This is a genomic window from Diaphorobacter aerolatus (assembly GCF_014489535.1).
GTDB classification, from domain to species: Bacteria; Pseudomonadota; Gammaproteobacteria; order Burkholderiales; family Burkholderiaceae_C; genus Diaphorobacter_A; species Diaphorobacter_A aerolatus.
In genome coordinates, this window is sequence record NZ_CP060783.1 from 4,914,778 (window position 1) to 4,935,410 (window position 20,633).

General features: G+C 60.3%; 21 protein-coding genes, 1 tRNA gene and 4 pseudogenes. 17 read left to right on the plus strand and 9 right to left on the minus strand.

The genetic code is table 11. From position 1 onward, the window contains the following. Positions 1 to 106: 106 nt before the first annotated feature. The 5 genes and pseudogenes from H9K75_RS23065 to H9K75_RS23085 all read left to right on the plus strand — a co-directional run bounded on the left by H9K75_RS23065 (position 107) and on the right by H9K75_RS23085 (position 4,574). A complete protein-coding gene (locus H9K75_RS23065; RefSeq protein WP_187724276.1) occupies positions 107 to 1,063 on the plus strand; it encodes a branched-chain amino acid ABC transporter permease in 957 nt (318 codons plus the stop codon). Further along, positions 1,060 to 2,321 (plus strand): annotated as a pseudogene (locus H9K75_RS23070) (branched-chain amino acid ABC transporter permease). The gene H9K75_RS23065 and the pseudogene H9K75_RS23070 overlap by 4 nt, the downstream one beginning before the upstream one ends. Further along, on the plus strand, positions 2,318 to 3,097 hold the full coding sequence (locus H9K75_RS23075; RefSeq protein WP_187724277.1) for an ABC transporter ATP-binding protein: 780 nt from the start codon (positions 2,318 to 2,320) through the stop codon (positions 3,095 to 3,097). Before H9K75_RS23070 ends, H9K75_RS23075 begins: the two are co-directional and overlap by 4 nt. A gap of 1 nt (position 3,098) precedes the next feature. Further along, positions 3,099 to 3,845 carry an ABC transporter ATP-binding protein gene (locus H9K75_RS23080; protein WP_187724278.1) on the plus strand — a complete coding sequence of 249 codons (747 nt, stop codon included), beginning with the start codon at positions 3,099 to 3,101 and terminating at the stop codon, positions 3,843 to 3,845. 189 nt (positions 3,846 to 4,034) lie between these two features. After that, positions 4,035 to 4,574, plus strand: a complete 540-nt coding sequence (locus H9K75_RS23085) for a peroxiredoxin (protein ID WP_187726168.1) — start codon at positions 4,035 to 4,037, stop codon at positions 4,572 to 4,574. A gap of 61 nt (positions 4,575 to 4,635) precedes the next feature. Here the strand turns inward: H9K75_RS23085 and H9K75_RS23090 are convergent, their stop codons facing one another. The 4 genes from H9K75_RS23090 to asd all read right to left on the minus strand — a co-directional run bounded on the left by H9K75_RS23090 (position 4,636) and on the right by asd (position 7,273). Beyond that, a complete protein-coding gene (locus H9K75_RS23090) occupies positions 4,636 to 4,923 on the minus strand; it encodes a hypothetical protein (protein ID WP_187724279.1) in 288 nt (95 codons plus the stop codon). A gap of 156 nt (positions 4,924 to 5,079) precedes the next feature. After that, positions 5,080 to 5,640, minus strand: coding sequence for an Rrf2 family transcriptional regulator (locus tag H9K75_RS23095; protein ID WP_187724280.1), 561 nt, complete (start codon positions 5,638 to 5,640; stop codon positions 5,080 to 5,082). 238 nt (positions 5,641 to 5,878) lie between these two features. Beyond that, positions 5,879 to 6,064 (minus strand): hypothetical protein, encoded by a 186-nt coding sequence (locus H9K75_RS23100; protein WP_187724281.1) that lies wholly within the window; start codon positions 6,062 to 6,064, stop codon positions 5,879 to 5,881. A gap of 369 nt (positions 6,065 to 6,433) precedes the next feature. Beyond that, positions 6,434 to 7,273, minus strand: coding sequence for an archaetidylserine decarboxylase (gene asd, locus H9K75_RS23105; protein ID WP_187724282.1), 840 nt, complete (start codon positions 7,271 to 7,273; stop codon positions 6,434 to 6,436). Positions 7,274 to 7,745: 472 nt separating this feature from the next. On the opposite strand from asd, the gene H9K75_RS24470 reads away from it, so the two are divergent. The 4 genes from H9K75_RS24470 (at position 7,746) to H9K75_RS23120 (ending at position 9,369) form a co-directional block, all read left to right on the plus strand. Continuing rightward, positions 7,746 to 8,240: an HPP family protein gene (locus H9K75_RS24470; protein WP_226858416.1), complete on the plus strand. Its 495-nt coding sequence runs from the start codon at positions 7,746 to 7,748 to the stop codon at positions 8,238 to 8,240. Further along, on the plus strand, positions 8,240 to 8,659 hold the full coding sequence (locus H9K75_RS24475) for a CBS domain-containing protein (RefSeq protein WP_226858417.1): 420 nt from the start codon (positions 8,240 to 8,242) through the stop codon (positions 8,657 to 8,659). The genes H9K75_RS24470 and H9K75_RS24475 overlap by 1 nt, the downstream gene beginning before the upstream one ends. Before the next feature lie 235 nt (positions 8,660 to 8,894). Further along, a complete protein-coding gene (infA, locus tag H9K75_RS23115; RefSeq protein ID WP_187724283.1) occupies positions 8,895 to 9,158 on the plus strand; it encodes a translation initiation factor IF-1 in 264 nt (87 codons plus the stop codon). 134 nt (positions 9,159 to 9,292) lie between these two features. Next, positions 9,293 to 9,369: transfer RNA gene (locus H9K75_RS23120), tRNA-Pro, on the plus strand. Between the two features lie 421 nt (positions 9,370 to 9,790). Here the strand turns inward: H9K75_RS23120 and H9K75_RS23125 are convergent. Then, positions 9,791 to 10,648 (minus strand): helix-turn-helix transcriptional regulator, encoded by an 858-nt coding sequence (locus tag H9K75_RS23125; RefSeq protein WP_187724284.1) that lies wholly within the window; start codon positions 10,646 to 10,648, stop codon positions 9,791 to 9,793. Positions 10,649 to 10,792: 144 nt separating this feature from the next. Between H9K75_RS23125 and H9K75_RS23130 the strand changes: the two genes are divergently transcribed. From H9K75_RS23130 to H9K75_RS23145, 5 genes and pseudogenes are all read left to right on the plus strand, one after another. Then, a complete protein-coding gene (locus tag H9K75_RS23130) occupies positions 10,793 to 10,990 on the plus strand; it encodes a hypothetical protein (RefSeq protein WP_187726185.1) in 198 nt (65 codons plus the stop codon). A gap of 66 nt (positions 10,991 to 11,056) precedes the next feature. After that, a complete protein-coding gene (locus H9K75_RS23135) occupies positions 11,057 to 11,947 on the plus strand; it encodes an MFS transporter (protein WP_226858418.1) in 891 nt (296 codons plus the stop codon). Next, positions 11,881 to 12,249, plus strand: coding sequence for an MFS transporter (locus H9K75_RS24480; RefSeq protein ID WP_226858419.1), 369 nt, complete (start codon positions 11,881 to 11,883; stop codon positions 12,247 to 12,249). The genes H9K75_RS23135 and H9K75_RS24480 overlap by 67 nt, the downstream gene beginning before the upstream one ends. A gap of 29 nt (positions 12,250 to 12,278) precedes the next feature. Continuing rightward, a pseudogene (locus H9K75_RS23140) lies at positions 12,279 to 12,655 on the plus strand (LysR family transcriptional regulator); the annotation flags it as partial. A gap of 197 nt (positions 12,656 to 12,852) precedes the next feature. Next, a pseudogene (locus tag H9K75_RS23145) lies at positions 12,853 to 13,131 on the plus strand (BLUF domain-containing protein); the annotation flags it as partial. On the opposite strand, the gene H9K75_RS23150 reads toward H9K75_RS23145, so the two are convergent. From H9K75_RS23150 to H9K75_RS25305, 4 genes and pseudogenes are all read right to left on the minus strand, one after another. Further along, positions 13,128 to 13,430: a putative quinol monooxygenase gene (locus tag H9K75_RS23150; RefSeq protein WP_187724286.1), complete on the minus strand. Its 303-nt coding sequence runs from the start codon at positions 13,428 to 13,430 to the stop codon at positions 13,128 to 13,130. The pseudogene H9K75_RS23145 and the gene H9K75_RS23150 sit on opposite strands and share 4 nt — an antisense overlap. A gap of 128 nt (positions 13,431 to 13,558) precedes the next feature. Next, positions 13,559 to 13,894: a DUF1330 domain-containing protein gene (locus H9K75_RS23155; RefSeq protein WP_187724287.1), complete on the minus strand. Its 336-nt coding sequence runs from the start codon at positions 13,892 to 13,894 to the stop codon at positions 13,559 to 13,561. Positions 13,895 to 14,034: 140 nt separating this feature from the next. Further along, entirely contained in the window at positions 14,035 to 14,673 is a 639-nt protein-coding gene (locus H9K75_RS23160) for an MmyB family transcriptional regulator (RefSeq protein ID WP_264294053.1), read from the minus strand. Positions 14,674 to 14,682: 9 nt separating this feature from the next. Next, positions 14,683 to 14,853: pseudogene (locus tag H9K75_RS25305) on the minus strand (helix-turn-helix domain-containing protein); the annotation flags it as partial. A gap of 1,103 nt (positions 14,854 to 15,956) precedes the next feature. Here H9K75_RS25305 and H9K75_RS23165 point away from each other — a divergent pair. From H9K75_RS23165 to H9K75_RS23175, 3 genes are all read left to right on the plus strand, one after another. Beyond that, positions 15,957 to 18,059, plus strand: coding sequence for a 3-hydroxyacyl-CoA dehydrogenase NAD-binding domain-containing protein (locus H9K75_RS23165; protein ID WP_187724288.1), 2,103 nt, complete (start codon positions 15,957 to 15,959; stop codon positions 18,057 to 18,059). Positions 18,060 to 18,123: 64 nt separating this feature from the next. After that, positions 18,124 to 19,299, plus strand: a complete 1,176-nt coding sequence (locus H9K75_RS23170) for an acetyl-CoA C-acyltransferase (protein ID WP_187724289.1) — start codon at positions 18,124 to 18,126, stop codon at positions 19,297 to 19,299. A 238-nt stretch (positions 19,300 to 19,537) separates the two neighbouring features. Then, on the plus strand, positions 19,538 to 20,572 hold the full coding sequence (locus H9K75_RS23175; protein ID WP_187724290.1) for a Fe(3+) ABC transporter substrate-binding protein: 1,035 nt from the start codon (positions 19,538 to 19,540) through the stop codon (positions 20,570 to 20,572). The last annotated feature ends 61 nt before the right edge of the window (positions 20,573 to 20,633 follow it).

Here is a 20,633-nt window from a genome sequence, read left to right on the forward strand (position 1 = left end):
TTGCTCAATGAAGCACTGGTTGGCGCGCGTTCCTTGCGGGACGCGCGCCTTTTGCTTGATTTGGAGTTCCGGCATCTTCTTCCACCCTGCGCATGACATCCCTTCGATGACCTTAGAGTTCGCCGCCATTTCGCTTCTGAACGGCATCAGCTACGGCCTGCTGCTGTTCATGCTGAGCGCAGGGCTTACGTTGATTTTCAGCATGATGGGCGTGCTGAATTTTGCGCATGCGAGCTTCTACATGCTCGGGGCTTATCTGGGTTATTCGTTGTCGGGCGTGATGGGTTTCTGGGCGGCGCTGATCGTCGCGCCGCTGCTCGTGGGGCTGCTTGGCGCGGCCTTCGAGCGTTTTGTGCTGCGGCGTGTGCACGCGTCCGGACATGTCGCGGAACTGCTGGTGACCTTCGGTCTGTCCTATCTGGTGCTCGAAGTCGTGCAACTCCTCTGGGGCCGGTCCGTGGTCGCGTATCAACTGCCGCCGTTTTTGCAAGGATCGCTGTTCAGCCTGTATGACGTGCAGTTTCCCAGGTCACGCGCATTCATCATGCTGGTGGCGGTTTTGATGTTGCTGGTGCTGTGGTTCACGCTCAAGCGCACGCGCATCGGCTTGGTGATCCAGGCCGCACTCACTCACCCGCACATGGCCGAAGCGCTGGGGCACGACGTGCCACGCGTGTTCATGCTGGTGTTTGGCGCGGGCTGCGCGCTTGCGGGCCTGGCCGGCGTGATCGGTGGCAACACCTATGTGACCGAGCCGGGCATGGCCGCATCGGTGGGCTCGATCATCTTCGTGGTCGTAGTGGTCGGCGGCCTCGGATCGCTGGCGGGCGCGTTCGTCGCATCGCTGTTGATTGGCGTGGTTCAGACCTTTGCCGTGGGCCTCGACGTATCGGTGGCGCAGGTGCTTGCGGCATGGGGTTGGACGGTCGACGCAGACACGGCGGCGGCGTCCACGCTGATGCGGATTAGCCTTTCGCAGATCGCACCCATTCTTCCGTTTTTGCTGTTGGTGGCGATGCTCGTCGTGCGACCGCGCGGGCTGCTCGGAGCACGTGAGGGATGAACGTGATGCAGGCTCCTCCGCAACGCGCAGGGTCGCGCAAGACCATGTGGCTGGCGTTTGCGCTGCTGGCCATCGCCTTGCTCGCCGCGCCGATTGTTGCGTCAAGCAGCTTCGCCATCGGCGTGTTCTCGCAGATCGGCTACGCCATCATCATTTGTCTCTCATACAACATGCTGTTCGGGCAGGGCGGCATGCTGAGTTTTGGCCATGCCGTGTATTCCGGGCTGGGTGCATTCGGTGCGGTACATGCGATCCGTCTGGCGTCGAGCGGGCAGCTTGCGATCCCGCTGGTTTTCGTGCCCATCGTCGGCGGGTTGACCGGCATGCTGGTTGCTGCCGTGTTCGGTTTTCTATGCACGCGCCGGGCAGGAACGACGTTCGCGATGATCACGCTGGGCATCGGCGAACTCGTGGCTGCGGTGGCGCTGATGTTTCCTGAACTCTTTGGAGGCGAGGGCGGTATCGGCATCGACCGCGTCTACGGCGCGCCAGTTTTCGGCGTGGCAGGTCTGACTTTCGGTCCCGCCATCCAGGTGTATTACCTGATCGCCGCATATTGCCTCGCCTGCACGCTCGCGATGTTCCTGTTCACCGGGACGCCGCTCGGCAGCATGCTCAACGCCGTGCGTGACAACCCGGTGCGTGCCGCGTTTGTCGGCTACAACCCGCAGCGCGTGCGTCATCTTGCATTCATCGCGTCGGGCTTTTTTGCGGGCGTCGGTGGTGCGCTCATGGCGATTCATCTGGAGATTGTCACGGCCGCAGACAGTCTCGGAATGCTGCGTTCCGGCGCCTACCTGCTGTTCACTTTTCTGGGCGGTGCCGGTTTCTTTTTCGGCCCCGTCATCGGTGCCGTGCTCATGGTGCTGTCCAGCGTTTTGCTCTCGCATCTGACGCGCGCCTGGCTTCTGTATCTGGGCCTCGCTTTCGTGCTGAGCGTGATGTATGCCCCGGGGGAGTCGCCGGTATGCTCGTGTCGTTCTTCCAGGCGCTGCGAAGCGGGCGCTTGCGCAGGCACTGGGGTTTGCTGATCGGCCTGTGCCTTTGCGGATTGCTCGCGCTTTCAGGTTGCGCGGCCTTGGTGGAGATGATCTACCACCTGCAACTGGAAGGCCACATCGATTCCGGCCTGACATTTATGAACATGACGCTCGACGTTCATCGCCTTGCTGACTGGATCACGATGGGTGCGGCAGCACTGTGCGGCGCGGTAGCCGCGAAATTCCTCATCCACAGGATGAGGAAGGAACTGCCATGAACGGCGCCGCCGCTACCCAGGCACACGCGCTGGAGTTGCGCCACTTGCGCAAACGCTTCGGCAATACCGAAATCATTCGCGACCTCAGCATGACGATTCGGCATGGCGAACGCGTCGCCATCATCGGCCCGAACGGCGCGGGCAAGTCCACGCTGTTCAATCTCATCAGTGGCGGCACGCGCGCGACGTCCGGTGAGGTGCTGCTCGATGGCGTGCAAATCACGTCGAAGCGGTCTTTTGAAATCAACCGCCTTGGCCTTGCACGCAGCTTTCAGATCAGCAACCTGTTTTTCAACCTGAGCGTGTTCGACAACCTGCGCTGCAGCGTGCTGTGGAGCATGGGATATCGCTACGCTTTCTGGCGACGACTTCGCCACGCACGGGATGCGAATCAGCGCACCGAGGAAATGCTCGAGAGCCTGGGTCTTGCCCACCGCCGCGCCGAGCTTGCATCGCGGCTGAGTTATGCCGAACAACGCGCCTTGGAGATCGGCATGACGGTGGCTGGCGGCGCGCGCGTGATTTTGCTCGACGAGCCCACCGCCGGAATGAGTCGCGGCGAGACCGCGCACTTCACCGGTCTCCTCCGCAAGCTCACGCATGGCCGAACACTGCTCACTGTGGAGCACGACATGAGTGTGGTCTTCAACCTGGCCGATCGCGTGGCGGTGCTGGCGCAAGGAGAACTGATCGCATTCGATACACCAGAGAGCATTCGCGCGAATGCTCTGGTGCAGCAGGCCTATCTCGGCACGGCGGACGCGGAGCTTCTCTGAGATGCTGCAAATCAGCCAACTGCACGCCTGGTATGGAAAGAGCCATGTGCTGCACGGCGTGAATCTGCATGTGAGCGCTGGCGAAATCGTCGCGCTGCTCGGACGCAATGGCTCGGGCCGATCCACGCTTGCGAAGGCCGTCATGGCAATGGTGCCGTGGCAAGGCGAAATGCAATGGAACAACCAGCGTCTGGACACGCTGAAAACCTTTGAAATCGCCCGACAGGGCATTGGCTACGTGCCTGAAAGCCGCGACGTTTTTTCGGCGCTTACCGTGCAGCAAAACCTGATGCTCGGAATCCAGCGGAAACCGGCCCATGAGGCACGCTGGAGCGTAGACGATATGTATACGCTGTTCCCGCAACTGGGAGCACGCCGCAATGTCGCGGCTGGCCTGCTTTCTGGCGGTGAGCAGCAAATGCTCACGCTGTGCCGCACTTTGATGGGTGACCCGCAACTCATCATCATCGACGAGCCCACCGAAGGGCTTGCTCCCATGGTCGTTCAACAGCTTGCACACTTTCTTGCGCGCTTGAGGGACATCGGCATTGCGGTCCTGCTGATCGAGCAGAAACTCAGCATCGCGCTGGAGATTGCCGATCGCGTCCTCGTGATGGGACGCGGCGAGATCGTGTTTGAAGGAAGCGCGATGCAATTGCGCGCTGACACGGCTATTCGCAGCGAATGGCTGGAGCCTGTTCACCCAACCCACGGGGTCGCGCAAGCCAGGCAGGGCCGCTCATGTTAGGCGCGGGTAGGGACCCGCGCAAGGAATGCAACGCCGCAAGGACTGCACAACGCGATCCCGTACGTTGTGTGAATAGGCACTGGAGATTTGAAAGGCTCGGGCGAGATTCGGCAAGGTCGGTTAAATTGCGTGAATTGGTCTTTTCAGTTGCTGTAAACGAACAATCAGGAGCCTTGTCCCATGCGCAAAATGTCCCGTGTCTACCGAGCACTCGCCACCAGTGTTCTTTCGCTCGGCCTGATGGCAATGGCCGAGGCGGCGCTCAAGCCGGGCGATCCTGCCCCTGCGTTCAAGACCACTGCCGCCCTTGCGGGCAAGGCATTTCCGTTCGACGTTGCTGCGGCCCTCAAGAAAGGGCCGGTCGTGCTGTATTTCTTTCCCAAGGCGTTCACCCAGGGCTGCACCCTTGAGGCACACGCCTTTGCAGAAGCCACGCCGCAGTTCAACCAACTCGGCGCAACAGTCGTTGGCATCTCTCACGACGATATCGACACCTTGAAAAAGTTCTCGACCGAAGCCTGCCGGGACCAGTTCGCGGTTGCCTCGGATCCGGACGCAAAAACCATCCGCGCCTACGACGCCACCAACGCCGCTAGGCCCAATATGGCGGACCGGATTTCTTACGTCATCGGCACGGACGGCAAAGTCGTGTTCGCGCACGAGGGCAGTGATCCCGAGGCGCACGTGAAGAGGACATTGGAGGCGGTGAAAAAGTTGGCGGGACGGTAGCGCCAAATCTCACGGCGGCAGGACGCGCATGAATTGAAGTCAGGTGGTCAATGAACAGGCCTTAGTTCTTGGCCTCGATTTCAGGCAGCGAATCGAGCGGAATTTCCGTGCCGTCCATGGCAACGAGCACGCCCGAACTGGCGGCATCGACTTCGATGCTTGCGCCCATGAAACGATCTCGGCGCGGCGTGGTGCGTGCGTCAGGAAATGCCACCATTCCGACGGTCTGGAGTTCAAGCAGGCGATCCGCCTGAGCCGGGGATAGCACGATCTTTTGAGGGTAGGCGTCGTCGTGCGCCTTCCAGTGGGCGCGCAACGCGTGGACGACGGTCATGTAAATGTCAGACATGCGGTCAAGTGTAGTCTGCGGAGGCGGTGCAGTGATCGTCGGCCACGCCGGATTTCGGCGTGATCCGCCGAACGGCGCCAGAACCCTGAGCAACGCCCGTTCGGGCAGCAGCTCAGGGGTTCCAGCTCGTTGCATCGTTTGTCAGACCACCTTCCTTCAGGAACGCAGGCCCACCGCAGCCAAAGCGAATACCGAGTTGGGCACGTTCTGCGCCGGGAACTGGGTCCTCGCGGAGGTGCGTCCCTTCAGGCGTTTGACGGCGGAACCCAGACGCGTTGCCGAGTCTCTCGTCCGCTCTGCGGATTGCACGACGCTTTGCTGGGCGACCAGATCGGCGACGGTGACCGACTGCAGATAGTCGAGTACGCGAGAGTGAAAGTTCGTCCAGAGCTCGGCGGTCATCTTGCCGGAGGGCGAGTCTTCGCGCAGGTTGCCGTTCTCGTCGGCCTCCGCGTTCATCACACGGTCCGATGCCTTGACGATGTCGGCGATGGACACGTCGCTGGCGGGTCGGGCCAGCGTGTAGCCGCCACCGGGGCCACGAATGCTGCGCACAAGTCCCGCACGGCGTAGCGCACTGAAGATGTCTTCCAGATAGGACAACGAGATGCCTTGGCGCGCGCTGATGCTCGGCAGCGCCACGGGATGTCCGTGAGAGCGGGAAGCAAGATCGGTGATGGCGGTAACAGCCATTTTTCCGCGAGTGGTGAGGCGCATGATGGGCTCCTTGGGTTGGCCCGACGCTTATCATGTCGGGCCTGAGATTCGAGTGTCGGATGCGATGCATGCTTGAGCAGTCAAACTGCGTGGGCTGCATCGGGAAAGCAACTTCGGGAGTGTCGGCCCGTGTGAACGTTTGAAGCGCATCAGGTCACACAGGTGCCATCGGCAGAGAGGTCACGCGGCGATGGTTGTGGGAAAACCAGCAAAGCACGCGCGTGCCCGGCCAACAGCGTTAGGCCGGCAAGGTCGAGACTCGGGGAGGTTTGGGCCTTCGTTTGAGCGAAGGCGAATGCGGCGCAATCGGCCGCTCGTCCATCAGACGAACGCGCAGTGGCGTCTCTGAATAGGTCCGATCAGGAGGGCTCAGCAAGTCCGGCAGATCGATGGCGAAATCATCGAGGACTTGCTGCATCAGCATGCTGCCTGCCGGGACCTGCTCTGCGGGCGCCGGGAGGGCGTGTCGTGCAATTGCCGTGCTTCATGCACGTGTGCAGCGGCAGTCAGCTTGAGAGCAATGCTTTGAGAAATCGCGCTATGAGACGTGCCATGGTCCGCCGCGCAATGCGCCGACGCCCCAAAAGCAAGAATGAAGTATGCGCTGAGTAGCGCTATAACCCACCGTAACATAGTCGCTTAATTATACGCAATTGGATGCGGAGCCGCTAATAGACTCTCAAAGCATGCATTGCGAATTGCATAGATTTTTCGCAGCCCGTATGCATTGGATGCTATTAAAAACAAAGCACGCCACGGATTCGGCTATGAAAACCCGGTCCAGCAGGTCAGCTCAGCGTGACATGGCCTCACCAAGGCGCACTGGGCGCGCGGCTATCCAATCCGGCTGGAACTCCACCGCTCCCGGTTCAAACAGCAGTACCACCGTCGACCCGAGCAGGAATCGTCCCATCTCCGCACCTTTGCGCAGTTTGACCGGCTTGTCGGCATAGGTCCAATTGCGCACCGTACCCGGGCGAGGCGGATTGACGAGGCCATGCCAGACCGTCGCCATGCTGCCAACGATGGTCGCGCCCACCAGTACCAAGGCCATCTTGCCAAGTGGCGTGTCGAACATGCAGACCACGCGTTCATTGCGTGCGAACAGTCCGGGCACTCCGCGCGCCGTGGTCGGATTGACCGAGAACAGCTCGCCGGGCACGTGAATCATGCGCGTCAGCTTGCCGTCACACGGCATGTGGATGCGGTGGTAGTCGCGCGGGCTCAGGTAAATGGTTGCAAAGCTGCCGTTCGTGAACGGGGCGGCCAACGCCGAATCGCCGCCGAGCAGCGCGGTCGTGGAATAGGTGTGGCCCTTGGCTTGGTAGATCTGATCCTGGGCTATGGGACCCAATTGACTGATCGCACCATCCACAGGACAAATGGCCTTGGCGTTCGCGAGTGGCCGGACACCGGCGCGCAACTCGCGCGTGAAAAACTCATTGAATGTGCGGTAGCTGGCGATGTCCGGATTGGCCGCCTCGCTCATGTTGACCTCGTAGTGCGCAACGAATCGCTGAATCACTGCAGTGGTCAGACCGCCGCCCTCCAAAGAGGCCAGCCGCCCCATGAAATTCGTCAGTGCCTGCTTGGGCAGCAGGTACTGGGGAAGAACGGCAATTCTGTCTGACACGTGGGGTGCATCCTTTTTTGTAGCAAGTGCATTCTACCGGTGGCGACAGGCGAAACCATCAGGTCAAGCGCTGGCGGATCCGGGGCTCGCGCGATACACCGCGTGGCGCAATGCTTGATGCCAAGCAAAATCTGAGCGCTTGTTGGACAATGCCACGCGTGTTGGCGCGTATGGGGTCATCCCACGCGCGTTTCCTGCCACCCCATTCTTCCGAGCATTCGCGTTGCCATTGTGAGTTCTCTTCGCCCTTCGTCTCGTGCATCCTCGTTCTCCGATTGGTTGAGGCGCTTCTGGCCTGCGCCCATGTCGATCGACCTCAACGAGCGCGTGCGCATGCTGGTGGGCTTGGTGATTGCGGTCGGGCTGATATCGCTTTTTGCCCATCTCTGGGGCTGTTGCACCCACCGGGACTCTGGATGGTCGCATCATTGGCGGCGAGTTCGGTACTGGTTATCGGCCTGCCTTCGAGCCCTTGGCGCAGCCGTGGGCGGTGTTTGCGGGCAGTGTGATGTCGGCCGCCGTGGGCGTGCTGGTCGCGCAGTTCGTTCCGCAGTTGGTCATTGCAGCCGCGCTGGCCGTGGGTCTTGCCGTTTCGCTGATGCTGGCGCTACGCTGCCTGCATCCGCCCGGAGCCTCGCTGGCGCTGCTCGCCGTGCTCGAACCCGCGACGCACACCAGCCGTTATCTGGGCTTCGTGCTGTTCGATGTGGTGCTTCTCATCGTCATCGGCATCGTCTACAACCGCGTCACCGGGCGTGCCTATCCCAGGAAAAGCCCGTCGCACCGAAAACGGGCGATCCATCAAGTACCTCGTCCAGTCCATTCACCAGCGCGGATCTTGATGCTGCTCTCAAGAGCTACAACCGGGTGCTGGACGTCAGCCGAAGCGATCTCGAAAGCCTTCTGCACCACGCGGCAAAGGCAGCATTTCAGCGAACGCTCGGTGATCTGCGTTGCGAGACGGTGATGTCCACACCCGTGCATTTCATTCGCGACAACGCAAGTCTGAGCGAAGGTTGGACGATGATGAGCAGCCATTCAATCAAGGCCTTGCCCGTGGTCGATGAACAGCAGGCGGTCGTCGGCATCGTGACCGCCACGGATCTGATGCAGCAGCAATTCGGGCAGGAACCTGCAGAGGGGTTCGGGAAAAAACTCCGCGCGCTGATCCCGTGGAAGGGCGCCAGGAAAGCGCAGACCATCGGGGCGCTGATGTCTGCACCGGTGCAGGTCGCCAGAATGGATCAACAGGTCATGGATCTGGTGCCCATGTTTTCGGAACGTGGCAGGCGGCACATTCCCATCGTCAACCACGAGCACCGGTTGGTTGGCATCATCAGCCAGACCGATATGCTCAGGACGCTGGCGCATGCGCTTACGCCGTGAGCCCACGCGCATTTAGGCATCGCGTTATAATCGCGGGCTAACCACGCAACGCTTGCCTTCTCATGCCTGGCTGCCCGTTTTCACGGCAGCCCTTCATCTGTTGGCGATGCAAGCGGTGATCTCCAGCCCCATTTCTACTGCACCTCGGACGTTCAGCAATCCAGGGCCGCAGTTTCAGTGGCTGACGTACCCATACTGTGTGCATTTGCCACGAATCTGATTTTAGAGACTGAACATGGCCAAAGAAGAACTGATTGAGATGCAGGGAAGCGTCACTGAAGTTTTGCCTGACTCGCGTTTTCGCGTGACTCTGGACAACGGACACCAATTGATCGCCTACACCGGCGGCAAGATGCGCAAGCACCACATCCGTATCCTCGCGGGCGACAAGGTGTCGCTCGAAATGTCGCCCTACGACCTGACCAAGGGTCGCATCACCTTCCGCCACCTGGCCGGACGTGGCCCTGGCCCAGGCCATTCTTCGGGCGGCAATCGCTGATCCTCTGGTGTGCTCGTTGCCGACAGGCAAGGGGTTGTCGAAACCAGCGAACCTCATCTTTTTCGCTGATGGTGCAAAAATATTTCTGATTTGCCAAAAAGTGGCAAATTAGATGGTTAGAATACGAGTCTTGTCGGAGCGTAGCGCAGCCTGGTAGCGCATCTGCTTTGGGAGCAGAGGGTCGCGAGTTCGAATCCCGCCGCTCCGACCATTGATAGCAAAGGCCCGTAGGAGGAAACTCTTACGGGCCTTTTGTCTAACCAAATAGCAAGTGTCTAACGCACGGCCTTCGCTTGGATCGCCTTCTTGTGCCGCACGTATTCTGCGGTTTGTGACTGAGTTGAGTGCCCGCCGAGTCTTTGCGCAGCCAAAATTCCATCCGACTCATCCGCGTCCGTGAGCGCCTTTGCTCGCAAGTCTCGAAATTGTGTGTCCTTCAATCCGGCACGCTTCAACCCGCGTTTCCAAGCCGTCACGGCCCTGAATACGTGTGGCGCTGGTCGTTGAGCTTGCAAAACACGAACTTCATGTTGCTCTGTCAGCACATCGTCGCGACGGTTCGCGGCGGTGCCGTTTCTTGGGAAATTGGGCGGCAACGGGGGCTGCCATCGGTTAGCCCTTGTGCCCGAATCTCAAGCCTCCGTCGCTTCGGCCTGGTTTAACCACTTCGCGAATCCTCGCGTGCCACCGTCATCTTCCATTGCCGCGTAGTACACCAGCCGCAAATGATGATCCTCGTCAATCGTCAGCTTGGTGTAGTCGAATGCCACCGGACCGACCCCTTTGAGATGCAGGCGCCGCCAGCCATTGTCTGGCCCGTGAATGTCCTGCCGTTGCCACCATACCCGGAAATCAGGCGAGACTTTCTCTAGATCCTTGATCAACGCGCAGATATCAGGCTCCTGCGTCGCCTTGACGAAGTCACGGCGAAAGTGGGACAGCATCTGCAGCGCCTGATCATCCCAAGGATTGAACAGCGCCTGGGTCGGTTTGTCAGCGAACAACATCCACAACAGGTTACGGCGCTCAGGCGCATGCTGGGAAAAATGGAACACGCGGTCCGCCACTGTATTCCAGGCCAAGACGTCCCAACGCAGATTGATCACATAGGCGGGACGTGAGATCAGGTCGCCCATGAGCCGATGAATCACTGGCGGTACGACGCACCACGTCTTGCCCGGCTCGGCAGGCGGGCGTCGTTGTGTGAGCAGATACAGGTAGCGCCGCTCCGCTGCATCGAGTTTGAGCACGCGTGCCAGGTTGTCCAGGAAGGTAGCGGACACGCTGATATCGCGTCCTTGCTCCAGCCATGTGTACCAAGTCAAGCCCACGCCTGCCAGTGCCGCCACCTCTTCGCGTCGCAGCCCCGGCGTTCGGCGACGACCACCTGCCGGCAAGCCTGCGTCTATAGGGCGCAACCGCTCGCGGCGGCTGCGCAAGAACTCCGACAGTTCCTTGCGCGTGCGTTCCATATTACGAATGATACTCATGCCATCACCATAAGTAATAGTATAAATAGTTAAATTGTACTAGTTAAAAAACGTGCTCACAATCGCTATATCCCACTGTGACGGCTTGCAGCGGGTGCTTGCGAAATCGCTATTGAGTTGTAGTAGAACCAAGGAGAAATGGGCATGTACCAGCGCTTGTTGAGTGAAAAGCTGAACGGATTGAAGGCGACCGGGCAATACCGCACCTTTGTGACCTTGAACCGGATCTGCGGCCAGTACGCCTTCAACATCCCTTGGGAGATGAAGGCCTTCGATGGCATGGAGTTGGCGATCGGCTTGAACGCCCGGCTGGCCGAATACCACGTCGAGCTCACTCTCTGACGCGACAGTGGAATGCACACGGTGGCGTGCGCGTCCCGCTCTTTTACATCCCTTGGGAGTCCCACTATGTCCCGCCCCACGCAATCCCCGGTTTATCTCATCGCCCTCGGTGCCTTCGCCTTGGGCATGGCGTCCTACGTCACCGCAGGCCTGATCCCGATGATCGAAACAGCCTTCGCGGTGCCCGTCGCCCTCGCGGCGCAACTGGTGACAGCCTTCACCCTGGCCTACGGTCTGGGCTCACCGCTGTTCGTCGCGCTGCTGCCTGCCCATCGGCAACGCGGCGGCTTGTTGTTCGCGCTCGGTTTGTTCGTGTTCGCCAATGGTGCAAGCGCCTTGGCAACCAACTTCACTGCGCTGCTGATCTTCCGCGCCATCGCGGGCATCGGTGCCGGCGTCTACCTCGCCATGGGTATCGCAGCCTCGGCGGCCCTGTCAATCCCCGACAAGCGTGGCAAAGCCATTGCGGTGATCATGGGCGGCATGGCCAGCGGTACCGTGCTTGGTGTGCCCTTGAGCCTGCTGTTGGCTGAGCGCCTGGGTTGGGCATCCGCGCTGTGGTTGGTCGCCGCGTTGGGCGCGTTGTCTTGGGTGGGGCTGGCGTTGAGGCTGCCAGTGTTTCCCGCCGCAGCCGCCACGCCGCTTAAAGCCAAACTGGCCCTGCTGGCCGATGGCCGCGTGGTCGCCATCCTGCTGGTGTCGCTGTTGGCCGCCATCGCCAGCCTGGGCATGTACACATTCATCGCCCCGCTACTGGCCGCCACTGGCGATGGGTTGGCCCGTTCGACCACTCCCTACCTATGGGTGTGGGGTGTGGGTGGCGTGCTCGGCAGCTTCCTGATCGGGCCGCTGGTGGATCGGGTCAAGGGCCGCTATTGGCCTTGTGGATCATGGCGATTCTGGCAGTGGCGCTGTTCCTGCTACCGGCTACGGCTGCACTGGGCGCATGGTTGGTGATGCTGCCGATCGCTGTTTGGGGCGCGGTGGGCTGGGCGCTGCAGGTGCCGCAGAACAACGAACTGATCCATGCACGCGAGCAGCAAGGCGATGGCAATCTGGCCGTGGCGCTCAACGAATCGGCGCTGTACCTGGGCAGTGCCATCGGCGCGGCGCTGGGCGGCGTGCTGCTGCTCCAGCAGTGGCCGGTAAGCGTGCTGGCCAGCGGTGCGGGCATCGTTGCGGCCTTGGGCGCGCTGGTGCAACTGCTGGTCCTGCGTCGCGCTCCGACCGCAGGGCGAGTTCGAGCCGAATCGCACTGATGCTGGAATCTGGACGAGGACACCGAGCTATGGAGTTACGTCACCTGCGCTGTTTCCTCGCCGTTGCTGAAGAACTCCACTTCGCACGCGTGACAGCGGCGGCTGCATATTGAGCAGTCGCCGCTGTCACGCGCCCTCAAGGAACTGGACGAAGATCTGGGCGACCAATTGTTGGTCCGCACCAGCCGCAGCACAAGGTTAACGCGGGCGGGCAAGCTGTTTCTGGAGGACGTACCGCGCATCTTCAGGACCTTACGGCGGGCCCGCGACAGTGTGAAAGCGGCGGCGAATGGCTTTCATGGGCAACTACGCATCGCATTGTCAGACGGCATCACGACGTTGCGCCTGCCGGCCCTGCTGGCACTGTCGGCAAGAAGAGCCGGAAGTCGAGATCCGGTTGTTCGAGTACCGCTGGGTCGATTCACCGCATCCGGCCGCCTCGGCTTACAATCGACAATTAAATTGTCATTTGGCAGAGTCTATGAGCGTCGAATTGAGTGGCTTTCTTTATTCGAGCAAACTGGCCGCAGACGCCCCGCTGACCGTCGTCGGGAGATTGTGAAAATTGCGCGTGAGCTCAATGCGATTCGCGGCATCACGGGTCTGCTGGTGTTTGACGGGGAGAGTTTCGCCCAATACGTGGAGGGCGCGCGCCAGAGCATTGAAGCTCTGCGTTTGGCACTCATGGCGGATCGCAGACACACCGATTTGCGACAACTGGCCTATCTCCACGACATCAAGGAACGCGCCTTCGAATCATGGTCGCTCGGCTACACGGACGTTGATGCAGGTGGCCTCGACATCGACGCGATCAATCAGCTCACGGGTCGGCAGGCACTGAATGTGTTTGTACTCGCGACCACGGAGTTGGACATTCATTAGGGCCTAGTCCCGAGCCCTTGGCCTCCAATGGGCTTGGTCTCAAACCGCTCTCCAAACCCCGCGATCAGAGGTTTGCCTCTAGTGATGGCCTGCTGGACCGAAGGCAGGGACAAGGACGCTTGATGGCTTTGCTGGCTTTCCCAGACCTCGGTCACCCAGATGGCATCGGCGTCCGCCGCGTCGTGAGCCACGATGTAGCTCAGGCATCCTGGCATTGCGCCGGTGCCTTCGATGAGAATGGAGATGAGCTCGTCGCGCTTTCCGGGGACGACTTTCATTTTCCCGATCAAACCATACATGGCACTTCTCCTTGGAGTGAGTCCGCAAGTGGGGAAGGTGAGCTGAATATCAAACGCACTGAATAAACAGCGTTCGATGCCATGATACCGCCCTGCCACCCGTGTTGCGGATCGGTTTTCCGCGATGCCTATGTCATTTTCAATTTGTCCAGCAACGACGCTGCCCGATATCCGCTCTCCACGCCCTCCAGCAGGAAAATCGTGGATTGGGCATTGGCAGCGCGCAGGGGAATAAGCGCTGCATAGTCTTCCGAGTCGTACCAGTCCTGCGCCAGCTTCATCGTAGGGAAGCTGATGATGATGCAGTCGCCGGTAAAGACGCCTTCTTTCATCTGCGGGCGGGTTCCGTGAACAAGAAATGCACCGCCGTAAGGTGTCAGGCTGGCATCGATGTGTTCCAGATACCTCACGATGTCCGGTCCTACCTTTAAGTCGTTGAGCAAGCCCACTGCGTAAGCTGTCATTGCGAATCTCCTTGGATTGATGGCGCGTGAAACGCACTACGGCGGTTTCAGTAGCGACTCAGGCGTCCTGCAATTTCGTGCCCGGGCTGAGTGAGATTCACTCTACGAAAAGCATTGCTGCAGGTCGATTACCTCGGAGGTCATGCAGCAAGCGCGCGAAGCAACTGCTCGCTGGCGGCGTCAGACGGATAGAACAGTTCCATGCACAGCTCTTGAAGCGTGACATCCTGCGGCGTGCCAAAGCTGGTCAGCGTGGTGAACATCGAAACGCTGCCTGCTGGCACATCCAGGACGCAGGGAACCAATAGAGCTTGTGTCTCTGATGTAGCGCCCCTGCGCATCGCATCGCGCATGCGTGGATACTCCAGTATCTCGGCTTCGAGGGCACTCAGTGCCGGGTCGCCGGTGTTTTCAATCGAGCGGCGCAAGTTTCCCAGCAGATGTGTGGCCCACACGTCCAGATTGCGTGTAAAGCGCGCCAGGCCATCAGGATGCAGCGACGCGCGGTAGATGTTCATCGTGGGGGTGCGCAGACTATCAGGCAATAGTTCGGCCAGCTTCAGTGCCGCGTTGTTGGCGAGCACCACATTCCACTGTCCATCCAGCACCAAACCTGGATAGGGTTGGTGCGCATCCAGCAGACGGGTAAGCGTCTCCCGCACGGACTGCATGGCGGTCGCATGAATGCTTCGTTGGGGAAATCGAGGCGCATAGCCCGCCGCGAGCAAGAGCGTGTTTCGTTCGCGCAGTGGAATGTCGAGCTGCTGCGCAATCGCCATCAGAACTTCAGGACTCGGACACGAGCGCCCGGTTTCGATGAAACTCAGGTGCCGCGTGGAAAGGCCTGCATCCATGGCCAACTCCAATTGGCTCAGCCGACGGCGCTGGCGCCAACTGCGAACGAGATCGCCGACAGGCGACATAGCAGGCGTTGTCGAGGCCAGTGGCAAGGTATTCATTGCGCTGAACTCTAACCGAAGGCATGTGGGATTTCGTGTTGATACAATTTCCAATGTTGGACAGGTACCAGAGCATCAGCGTCCAGCGGTCTAGATGTGCCGATTGCGGAGCCTTCCAGATATTTTGTGGGGCAATTGCAAGTCCGCGCACCACTGAAAATGCGAAAGCCCGGTGCGTTAGCATCGGGCTTCTACAGGCGTACAACTTCGCGGTATTCAGCCGGTTTAAGTTGCCAAGCTAGTTCCAAGTAGGGCAATCGGAGCTTCAGGTTCCGCACCCGGCGCCGGGACTGATAACCGTCCCAAAGCACACGAGCTTAGGGGACCCTGGGATCTCTTCCAAGATTCCATTCGGGCGCACAAAATAGAAATGAACATTGTGGAACTGGCCCGTCCATTGGGCCGAGGTGGGGTTCCAGTAAGCATCGAAACCGTGATTCGAGTTACCCCCACATACCGCTCCAACTGCCGACTCGCGAGCGCCGTTTGCGGCACCTTGCCAAAGTAGGACGTTGTCGTCGCGAACAATGCGAACATTTCCCTGATACGTCGGATTGCTTGGATCGCACGCCCAGCCTGATCCGTTTCCGGCGGTTGCATCTTCCACGTTGCCGGCTGCAAGGGCGCTCTGAGCCATGCATGTGATGCCAATGGTTGCTGCTGCAATTGCGATTGCCTTTTTCATAAAAACGCCTTTCGATTTGCGGTTGGGAAAAACTAGTAAACATGATTCACTAGCGATTACGACTCTACTCAAACTGTCCTTTTTTCGTAAGTCTGAATCATGACGTGTTTGGTAATTTCTATGGATATTGATCGTGCATTTACAATTTATATTTGCGTTTCGAGGCAAATGAAACAATCGAAATAACTTGAATCGGGTGCGTTGCGCCGTGAGACTGCCGTGAATTTTGTCTGGAATCGCCGCGTGCGCCGCCTGTCCCAAAGTAGACAAACCCCTCACACCGACTCCCGCTAGACTCTCCAAAAAATCGGACGATCGTTCGTTTTTATTCTCCAGGGATCCTCTGCACGAATGGATCGGCGATCCGATGCATGCGGAGGGCCCTTGGCCTCTATCCCCAACCCGAGGAGCGACCGTAATGACGGCTGAATACCAAGTTCACGGCGACGTGGCTGTGATCACCTTGAACAATCCACCTGTGAACGGGCTTGGCCTGGCTACGCGGCAGGGGATTGTGGATGCGTTGGCCAAGGCCGAGGACGATGCGGCGGTGAAGGCGGTTGTCATTACCGGCGCTGGCAAGGCGTTTTCGGGCGGCGCGGACATCAAGGAATTCGGCACGCCCCAGTCGCTGCAGGATCCCAATCTGCATTCCGTGATCCGCACCGTCGAGAACTACAGCAAGCCCATCGTCGCCGCGATCCATTCCGTGTGCATGGGCGGAGGGCTGGAACTGGCGCTGGGTTGCCACTACCGCGTGGCGGCTCCGGGTTGCACCGTGGCGTTACCCGAAGTGAAGCTCGGCCTGTTGCCTGGAGCCGGTGGCACGCAGCGTCTGCCGCGCGTGATCGGTGTGGAGCACGCGCTCAACATGATTGCGACCGGTGAGGCCGTGCCCAGCGACATGCTGGCGATGATTCCCGGGCAGAAGCTGTTCGACAAGCTGTCCGCTTCCGCCGAATCGCTGCCCGACGAGGCGCTCGAATTTGCGCGCAAGGTGGCCGACGCAAGGCCGCTGCCGCTGGTGCGCAATCTGCCCTGCAAGCATCCACAGGGCGAGGCGTATTTCCAGTTCGCGCGCAACATGGTCAAGGGCATGGCGAAGAATCTTCCTGCGCCGGCCAAGTGTGTCGATGCGGTGCAGGCAGCCACCACATCGCGCAATTTTGAAGAAGGTCTGATGACCGAGCGCGAGCTGTTCCTGAACCTGATGTTCACGCCGGAATCGCGTTCGCTGCGTCATTTGTTTTTCGCCGAACGTGCGGCCTCCAAGATTCCGGACGTGCCATCCGATACGCCGAAGCGCGACATCCGAAAGGTCGGCGTGATCGGCGCCGGCACCATGGGCGGCGGCATCAGCATGAATTTTCTGAACGCGGGCATTCCCGTGACGATTCTGGAGACCCGGCAGGAGGCGCTCGACCGCGGCATTGCCACCATCCGCAAGAACTACGAAGCGCAGGTGAAGAAGGGCAAGCTGAAGACCGACAAGTACGAGGCGCGCATGGCGTTGCTGTCGACCTCGCTGTCGTACGACGATCTCAAGGATTGCGACCTGATCATCGAGGCCGTGTTCGAGGACATGGGCGTGAAGCAACAGGTGTTCAGCAAGCTCGACGAAGTGGCCCGGCAGGGCGCGATTCTCGCGTCCAACACCTCGACGCTCGATCTGAACAAGATCGCTTCATTCACCAGGCGCCCGCAGGATGTGGTGGGCATGCACTTCTTCAGCCCCGCCAACGTGATGAAGTTGCTGGAGGTGGTGCGTGGCGAGCAGACGGCCAAGGATGTGCTCGCGACCGTGATGGCGCTCGCGAAGAAGATCAAGAAGACGGCCGTGGTATCCGGTGTGTGCGATGGCTTCATCGGCAACCGCATGATCGAGCGCTACAGCCAGCAGGCGGGATTTCTGCTGGACGAAGGCGCGACGCCGCAGCAGGTGGATAGGGCGATCGAGAAGTTCGGCTTTCCGATGGGTCCGTTTCGCATGATCGACATGGCGGGCAACGACATCGGCTGGGCGATCCGCAAGCGCCGCGCCGTGGAGCAGCCCGACATGAAGTACAGCAAGACCGCCGATCTGCTGTGCGAGATGGGACGCTTTGGCCAGAAGACCAGCGCTGGTTGGTATGACTATGAGGCGGGCAAGCGCGACGCCCAGCCGAGCGCGGTCGTCAACAAGATGATCGAGGACTACCGCCAGCAGCAAGGCATCACGCCGCGCAAGATTTCCGACGACGAGATCGTGCAGCGTCTGGTGTATTCGCTCGTGAACGAAGGCGCGAAGATTCTGGAGGAGGGCATTGCCTCGAAGTCCGGCGACATCGACATGGTGTACCTGACCGGCTACGGTTTCCCGCTGTGGCGCGGTGGCCCGATGCATTACGCGGGCGAGGTCGGCCTGTTCAACGTGGTGCAGGCGATGAAGCGCTTTGCACGCAATCCGCACGACGATGCCAAGGCCTGGAAGCCGTCCAAGCTGATCGTCGATCTGGCTGCCGCCGGCAAGACTTTTGAATGATGCGGAGCGGCAAAAAGCAGCGCTTCAACTTCTGATCAACGTACAGAACACAAGGAATTTTGCAATGACCTCCGCAGTGATTGTCTCCACCGCCCGCACACCGCTCGCCAAGAGCTGGAAGGGCTCTTTGAACATGACCTATGGCGCGACGCTTGGCGGCCACGCGGTGCAACATGCCGTGCAACGCGCGGGCATCGATGCCGCCGATATCGAAGATGTGCTCATGGGCTGCGCGTTTCCCGAGGGCACGGACGGGCAGAACATCGCGCGCCAGATTGCGATTCGCGCGGGTCTGCCGGTCAGCGTGTCGGGCCTGACCGTCAACCGCTTTTGCTCGTCGGGCCTGCAGACGATTGCGCTGGCCGCGCAACGCGTGATCGCGGGCGAGGGCGATGTCTATGTCGCCGGTGGCCTGGAAAGCATCTCCTGCGTGCAGCAGGAAATCAACAAGCACATGATCGTCGATCCGCAGCTTGCCGAGATGAAGCCGGAGATTTTCTGGTCGATGCTGCAGACCGCCGAACAGGTCGCCAAGCGCTACCACATCGGTCGCGATGCGATGGACGAATACGGTGCGGGCAGTCAGCAAAAGGCCTGCGCGGCGCAGGCGGCCGGCCTGTTCAAGGACGAGATCGCACCCATCACGGTGACCGCAGGCGTGGTCGACAAGACCATTGGCATGATCACCAGGGAAGTGACCTTGAGCGTTGATGAGGGCCTGCGCGAGGGCACGACCAAGGAGGGCATCAGCGGGCTCAAGTCCGCGCTGCCGGGCGGTGTGGTGACGGCCGGAAATGCCAGCCAGTTTTCCGATGGAGCGGGTGCGTGCGTGGTGGTGAGTGAGGACTATGCAAGCCGTAAGAACCTCAAGCCGCTGGGCCGTTTTCTGGGCTTTGCGGTGGCGGGTTGCGAGCCCGACGAGATGGGCATCGGCCCGGTATTTGCCGTGCCCAAGGTGCTCAAGAAGCTCGGCCTCACGGTCAACGACATCGACCTGTGGGAATTGAACGAGGCCTTCGCCGTGCAGGTGATCTATTGCCGCGACAAACTCGGCATTCCTGCCGATCGCCTGAATGTGAATGGCGGCGCGATTGCGCTCGGACATCCCTACGGCCTGAGCGGCCAACGCCTCACGGGCCATGCGCTCATCGAAGGCAAGCGGCGTGGCGCCAAGCGCGTGTGCGTGACCATGTGCATTGGCGGCGGCATGGGTGCAGCGGGCGTGTTTGAAGTGCTTTGAGATCTTTTTTTCCGACTGCCGAGGCGGCCTGCGCTCATTGCTGAGGCAGGCCGTTTATTTTGAGGCGGCGCTTGCGCTTTGTCATTCGGCGGCGGCAATTCTTCAAAAAGAGCCACCGCTGACCAAGGGAATACGCCGTTCTCTAGTTGAGAAGCATTACCATTTGCGCCATTCAGTTTGCTGACGGTGCTCGGTGAAGGCCGGTGGCAAGCGTTCCAATGAACCACGGAATTTCAACATGAAGCATCGCTTTTCTTTCACTTTGGCGTGGGCGGCACTGATGGCGACGGCGGCCGCATCCGCCGTGCAGGCGCAGGAAGTCACGCTCTACACGACGCGCGAGCCTGCGCTGATTCAACCGCTGCTTGCGGCCTTCACCGCGCAGTCCAAGATCAAGGTGAACACCGTGTTCGTGAAAGACGGCCTGCTCGAACGCGTGAAGGCGGAGGGCGAGCGTTCGCCCGCCGATGTGCTGATGACCGTGGATGCAGGCAATCTGCTGGATCTGGTCGAGGGCGGCGTGACCCAGCCGGTGAAATCGGCCACTCTGGAGTCGGTGATTCCCGCGAACTTGCGCGGTGCGGATGGGCAGTGGTTCACGCTGTCGATGCGTGCCCGCGTGTTGTATGCTGACAAGAATCTGCCGATCAAGAGTTTCCGCTATGAAGACCTGGCCGATCCCAAGTGGAAGGGCAAGGTCTGCATTCGCGCGGGCCAGCACCCCTACAACACGGGCCTGATCGCGGCGATGATCGCGCACGATGGCGAAGCCAGAACCGAGCAGTGGCTGCAAGGTGTGAAGGCCAATCTCGCGCGCAAGGCCACCGGCGGCGACCGCGACGTGGCGCGCGACATCCTCGGCGGCATCTGTGACATCGGTATTGCCAACACCTACTACGTGGGCCACATGAAGGCCGCGAAGGAGGGCACGGACGCGCGCAAGTGGGGCGATGCCATCAAGGTCATCAAGCCGACCTTCGCGAACGAGAAGAGCGGCGGCACGCACGTGAACATCTCGGGCGCATCGGTTGCCAGGCACGCGCCGCAGCGTGAAAACGCAGTGAAGCTGCTTGAGTTCCTGGTCTCCGAGCCCGCGCAGAACATGTATGCGCAGGCCAACTACGAGCATCCGGTGCGCAAAGGCGTGGCGCTTGACCCTGTCGTGGCGCAAAGCATCGGCGAGCTGAAGATCGATCCGCTGCCGCTGACCGAGATCGCCAAGCACCGCAAGCAGGCCAGCGCGCTGGTCGACAAAGTTGGCTTCGACCGCTGATTCATTCACGGCGTCCGATAGCAACGATTCGCGCCGGTTTTTCTTCTTCAAGACAGCCTCG

Excerpts from the sequence above, each read along its gene's own strand:
- H9K75_RS23065 (WP_187724276.1), top strand. The coding sequence starts at position 107 with ATGACCTTAGAGTTCGCCGCCATTTCGCTTCTGAACGGCATCAGCTAC.
- H9K75_RS23175 (WP_187724290.1), top strand. The coding sequence starts at position 19,538 with ATGAAGCATCGCTTTTCTTTCACTTTGGCGTGGGCGGCACTGATGGCG.
- H9K75_RS23125 (WP_187724284.1), bottom strand. The coding sequence starts at position 10,648 with ATGAGTATCATTCGTAATATGGAACGCACGCGCAAGGAACTGTCGGAG.
- H9K75_RS23080 (WP_187724278.1), top strand. The coding sequence starts at position 3,099 with ATGCTGCAAATCAGCCAACTGCACGCCTGGTATGGAAAGAGCCATGTG.
- H9K75_RS23155 (WP_187724287.1), bottom strand. The coding sequence starts at position 13,894 with ATGACAGCTTACGCAGTGGGCTTGCTCAACGACTTAAAGGTAGGACCG.
- H9K75_RS23160 (WP_264294053.1), bottom strand. The coding sequence starts at position 14,673 with ATGGCGATTGCGCAGCAGCTCGACATTCCACTGCGCGAACGAAACACG.
- H9K75_RS23090 (WP_187724279.1), bottom strand. The coding sequence starts at position 4,923 with ATGTCTGACATTTACATGACCGTCGTCCACGCGTTGCGCGCCCACTGG.
- infA (WP_187724283.1), top strand. The coding sequence starts at position 8,895 with ATGGCCAAAGAAGAACTGATTGAGATGCAGGGAAGCGTCACTGAAGTT.
- H9K75_RS23085 (WP_187726168.1), top strand. The coding sequence starts at position 4,035 with ATGTCCCGTGTCTACCGAGCACTCGCCACCAGTGTTCTTTCGCTCGGC.
- H9K75_RS23075 (WP_187724277.1), top strand. The coding sequence starts at position 2,318 with ATGAACGGCGCCGCCGCTACCCAGGCACACGCGCTGGAGTTGCGCCAC.
- H9K75_RS23095 (WP_187724280.1), bottom strand. The coding sequence starts at position 5,640 with ATGCGCCTCACCACTCGCGGAAAAATGGCTGTTACCGCCATCACCGAT.
- H9K75_RS23135 (WP_226858418.1), top strand. The coding sequence starts at position 11,057 with ATGTCCCGCCCCACGCAATCCCCGGTTTATCTCATCGCCCTCGGTGCC.
- H9K75_RS23150 (WP_187724286.1), bottom strand. The coding sequence starts at position 13,430 with ATGTATGGTTTGATCGGGAAAATGAAAGTCGTCCCCGGAAAGCGCGAC.
- H9K75_RS24475 (WP_226858417.1), top strand. The coding sequence starts at position 8,240 with ATGTCCACACCCGTGCATTTCATTCGCGACAACGCAAGTCTGAGCGAA.
- H9K75_RS23170 (WP_187724289.1), top strand. The coding sequence starts at position 18,124 with ATGACCTCCGCAGTGATTGTCTCCACCGCCCGCACACCGCTCGCCAAG.
- H9K75_RS23165 (WP_187724288.1), top strand. The coding sequence starts at position 15,957 with ATGACGGCTGAATACCAAGTTCACGGCGACGTGGCTGTGATCACCTTG.
- H9K75_RS23130 (WP_187726185.1), top strand. The coding sequence starts at position 10,793 with ATGTACCAGCGCTTGTTGAGTGAAAAGCTGAACGGATTGAAGGCGACC.
- H9K75_RS24480 (WP_226858419.1), top strand. The coding sequence starts at position 11,881 with ATGGCGATTCTGGCAGTGGCGCTGTTCCTGCTACCGGCTACGGCTGCA.
- H9K75_RS23100 (WP_187724281.1), bottom strand. The coding sequence starts at position 6,064 with ATGCTGATGCAGCAAGTCCTCGATGATTTCGCCATCGATCTGCCGGAC.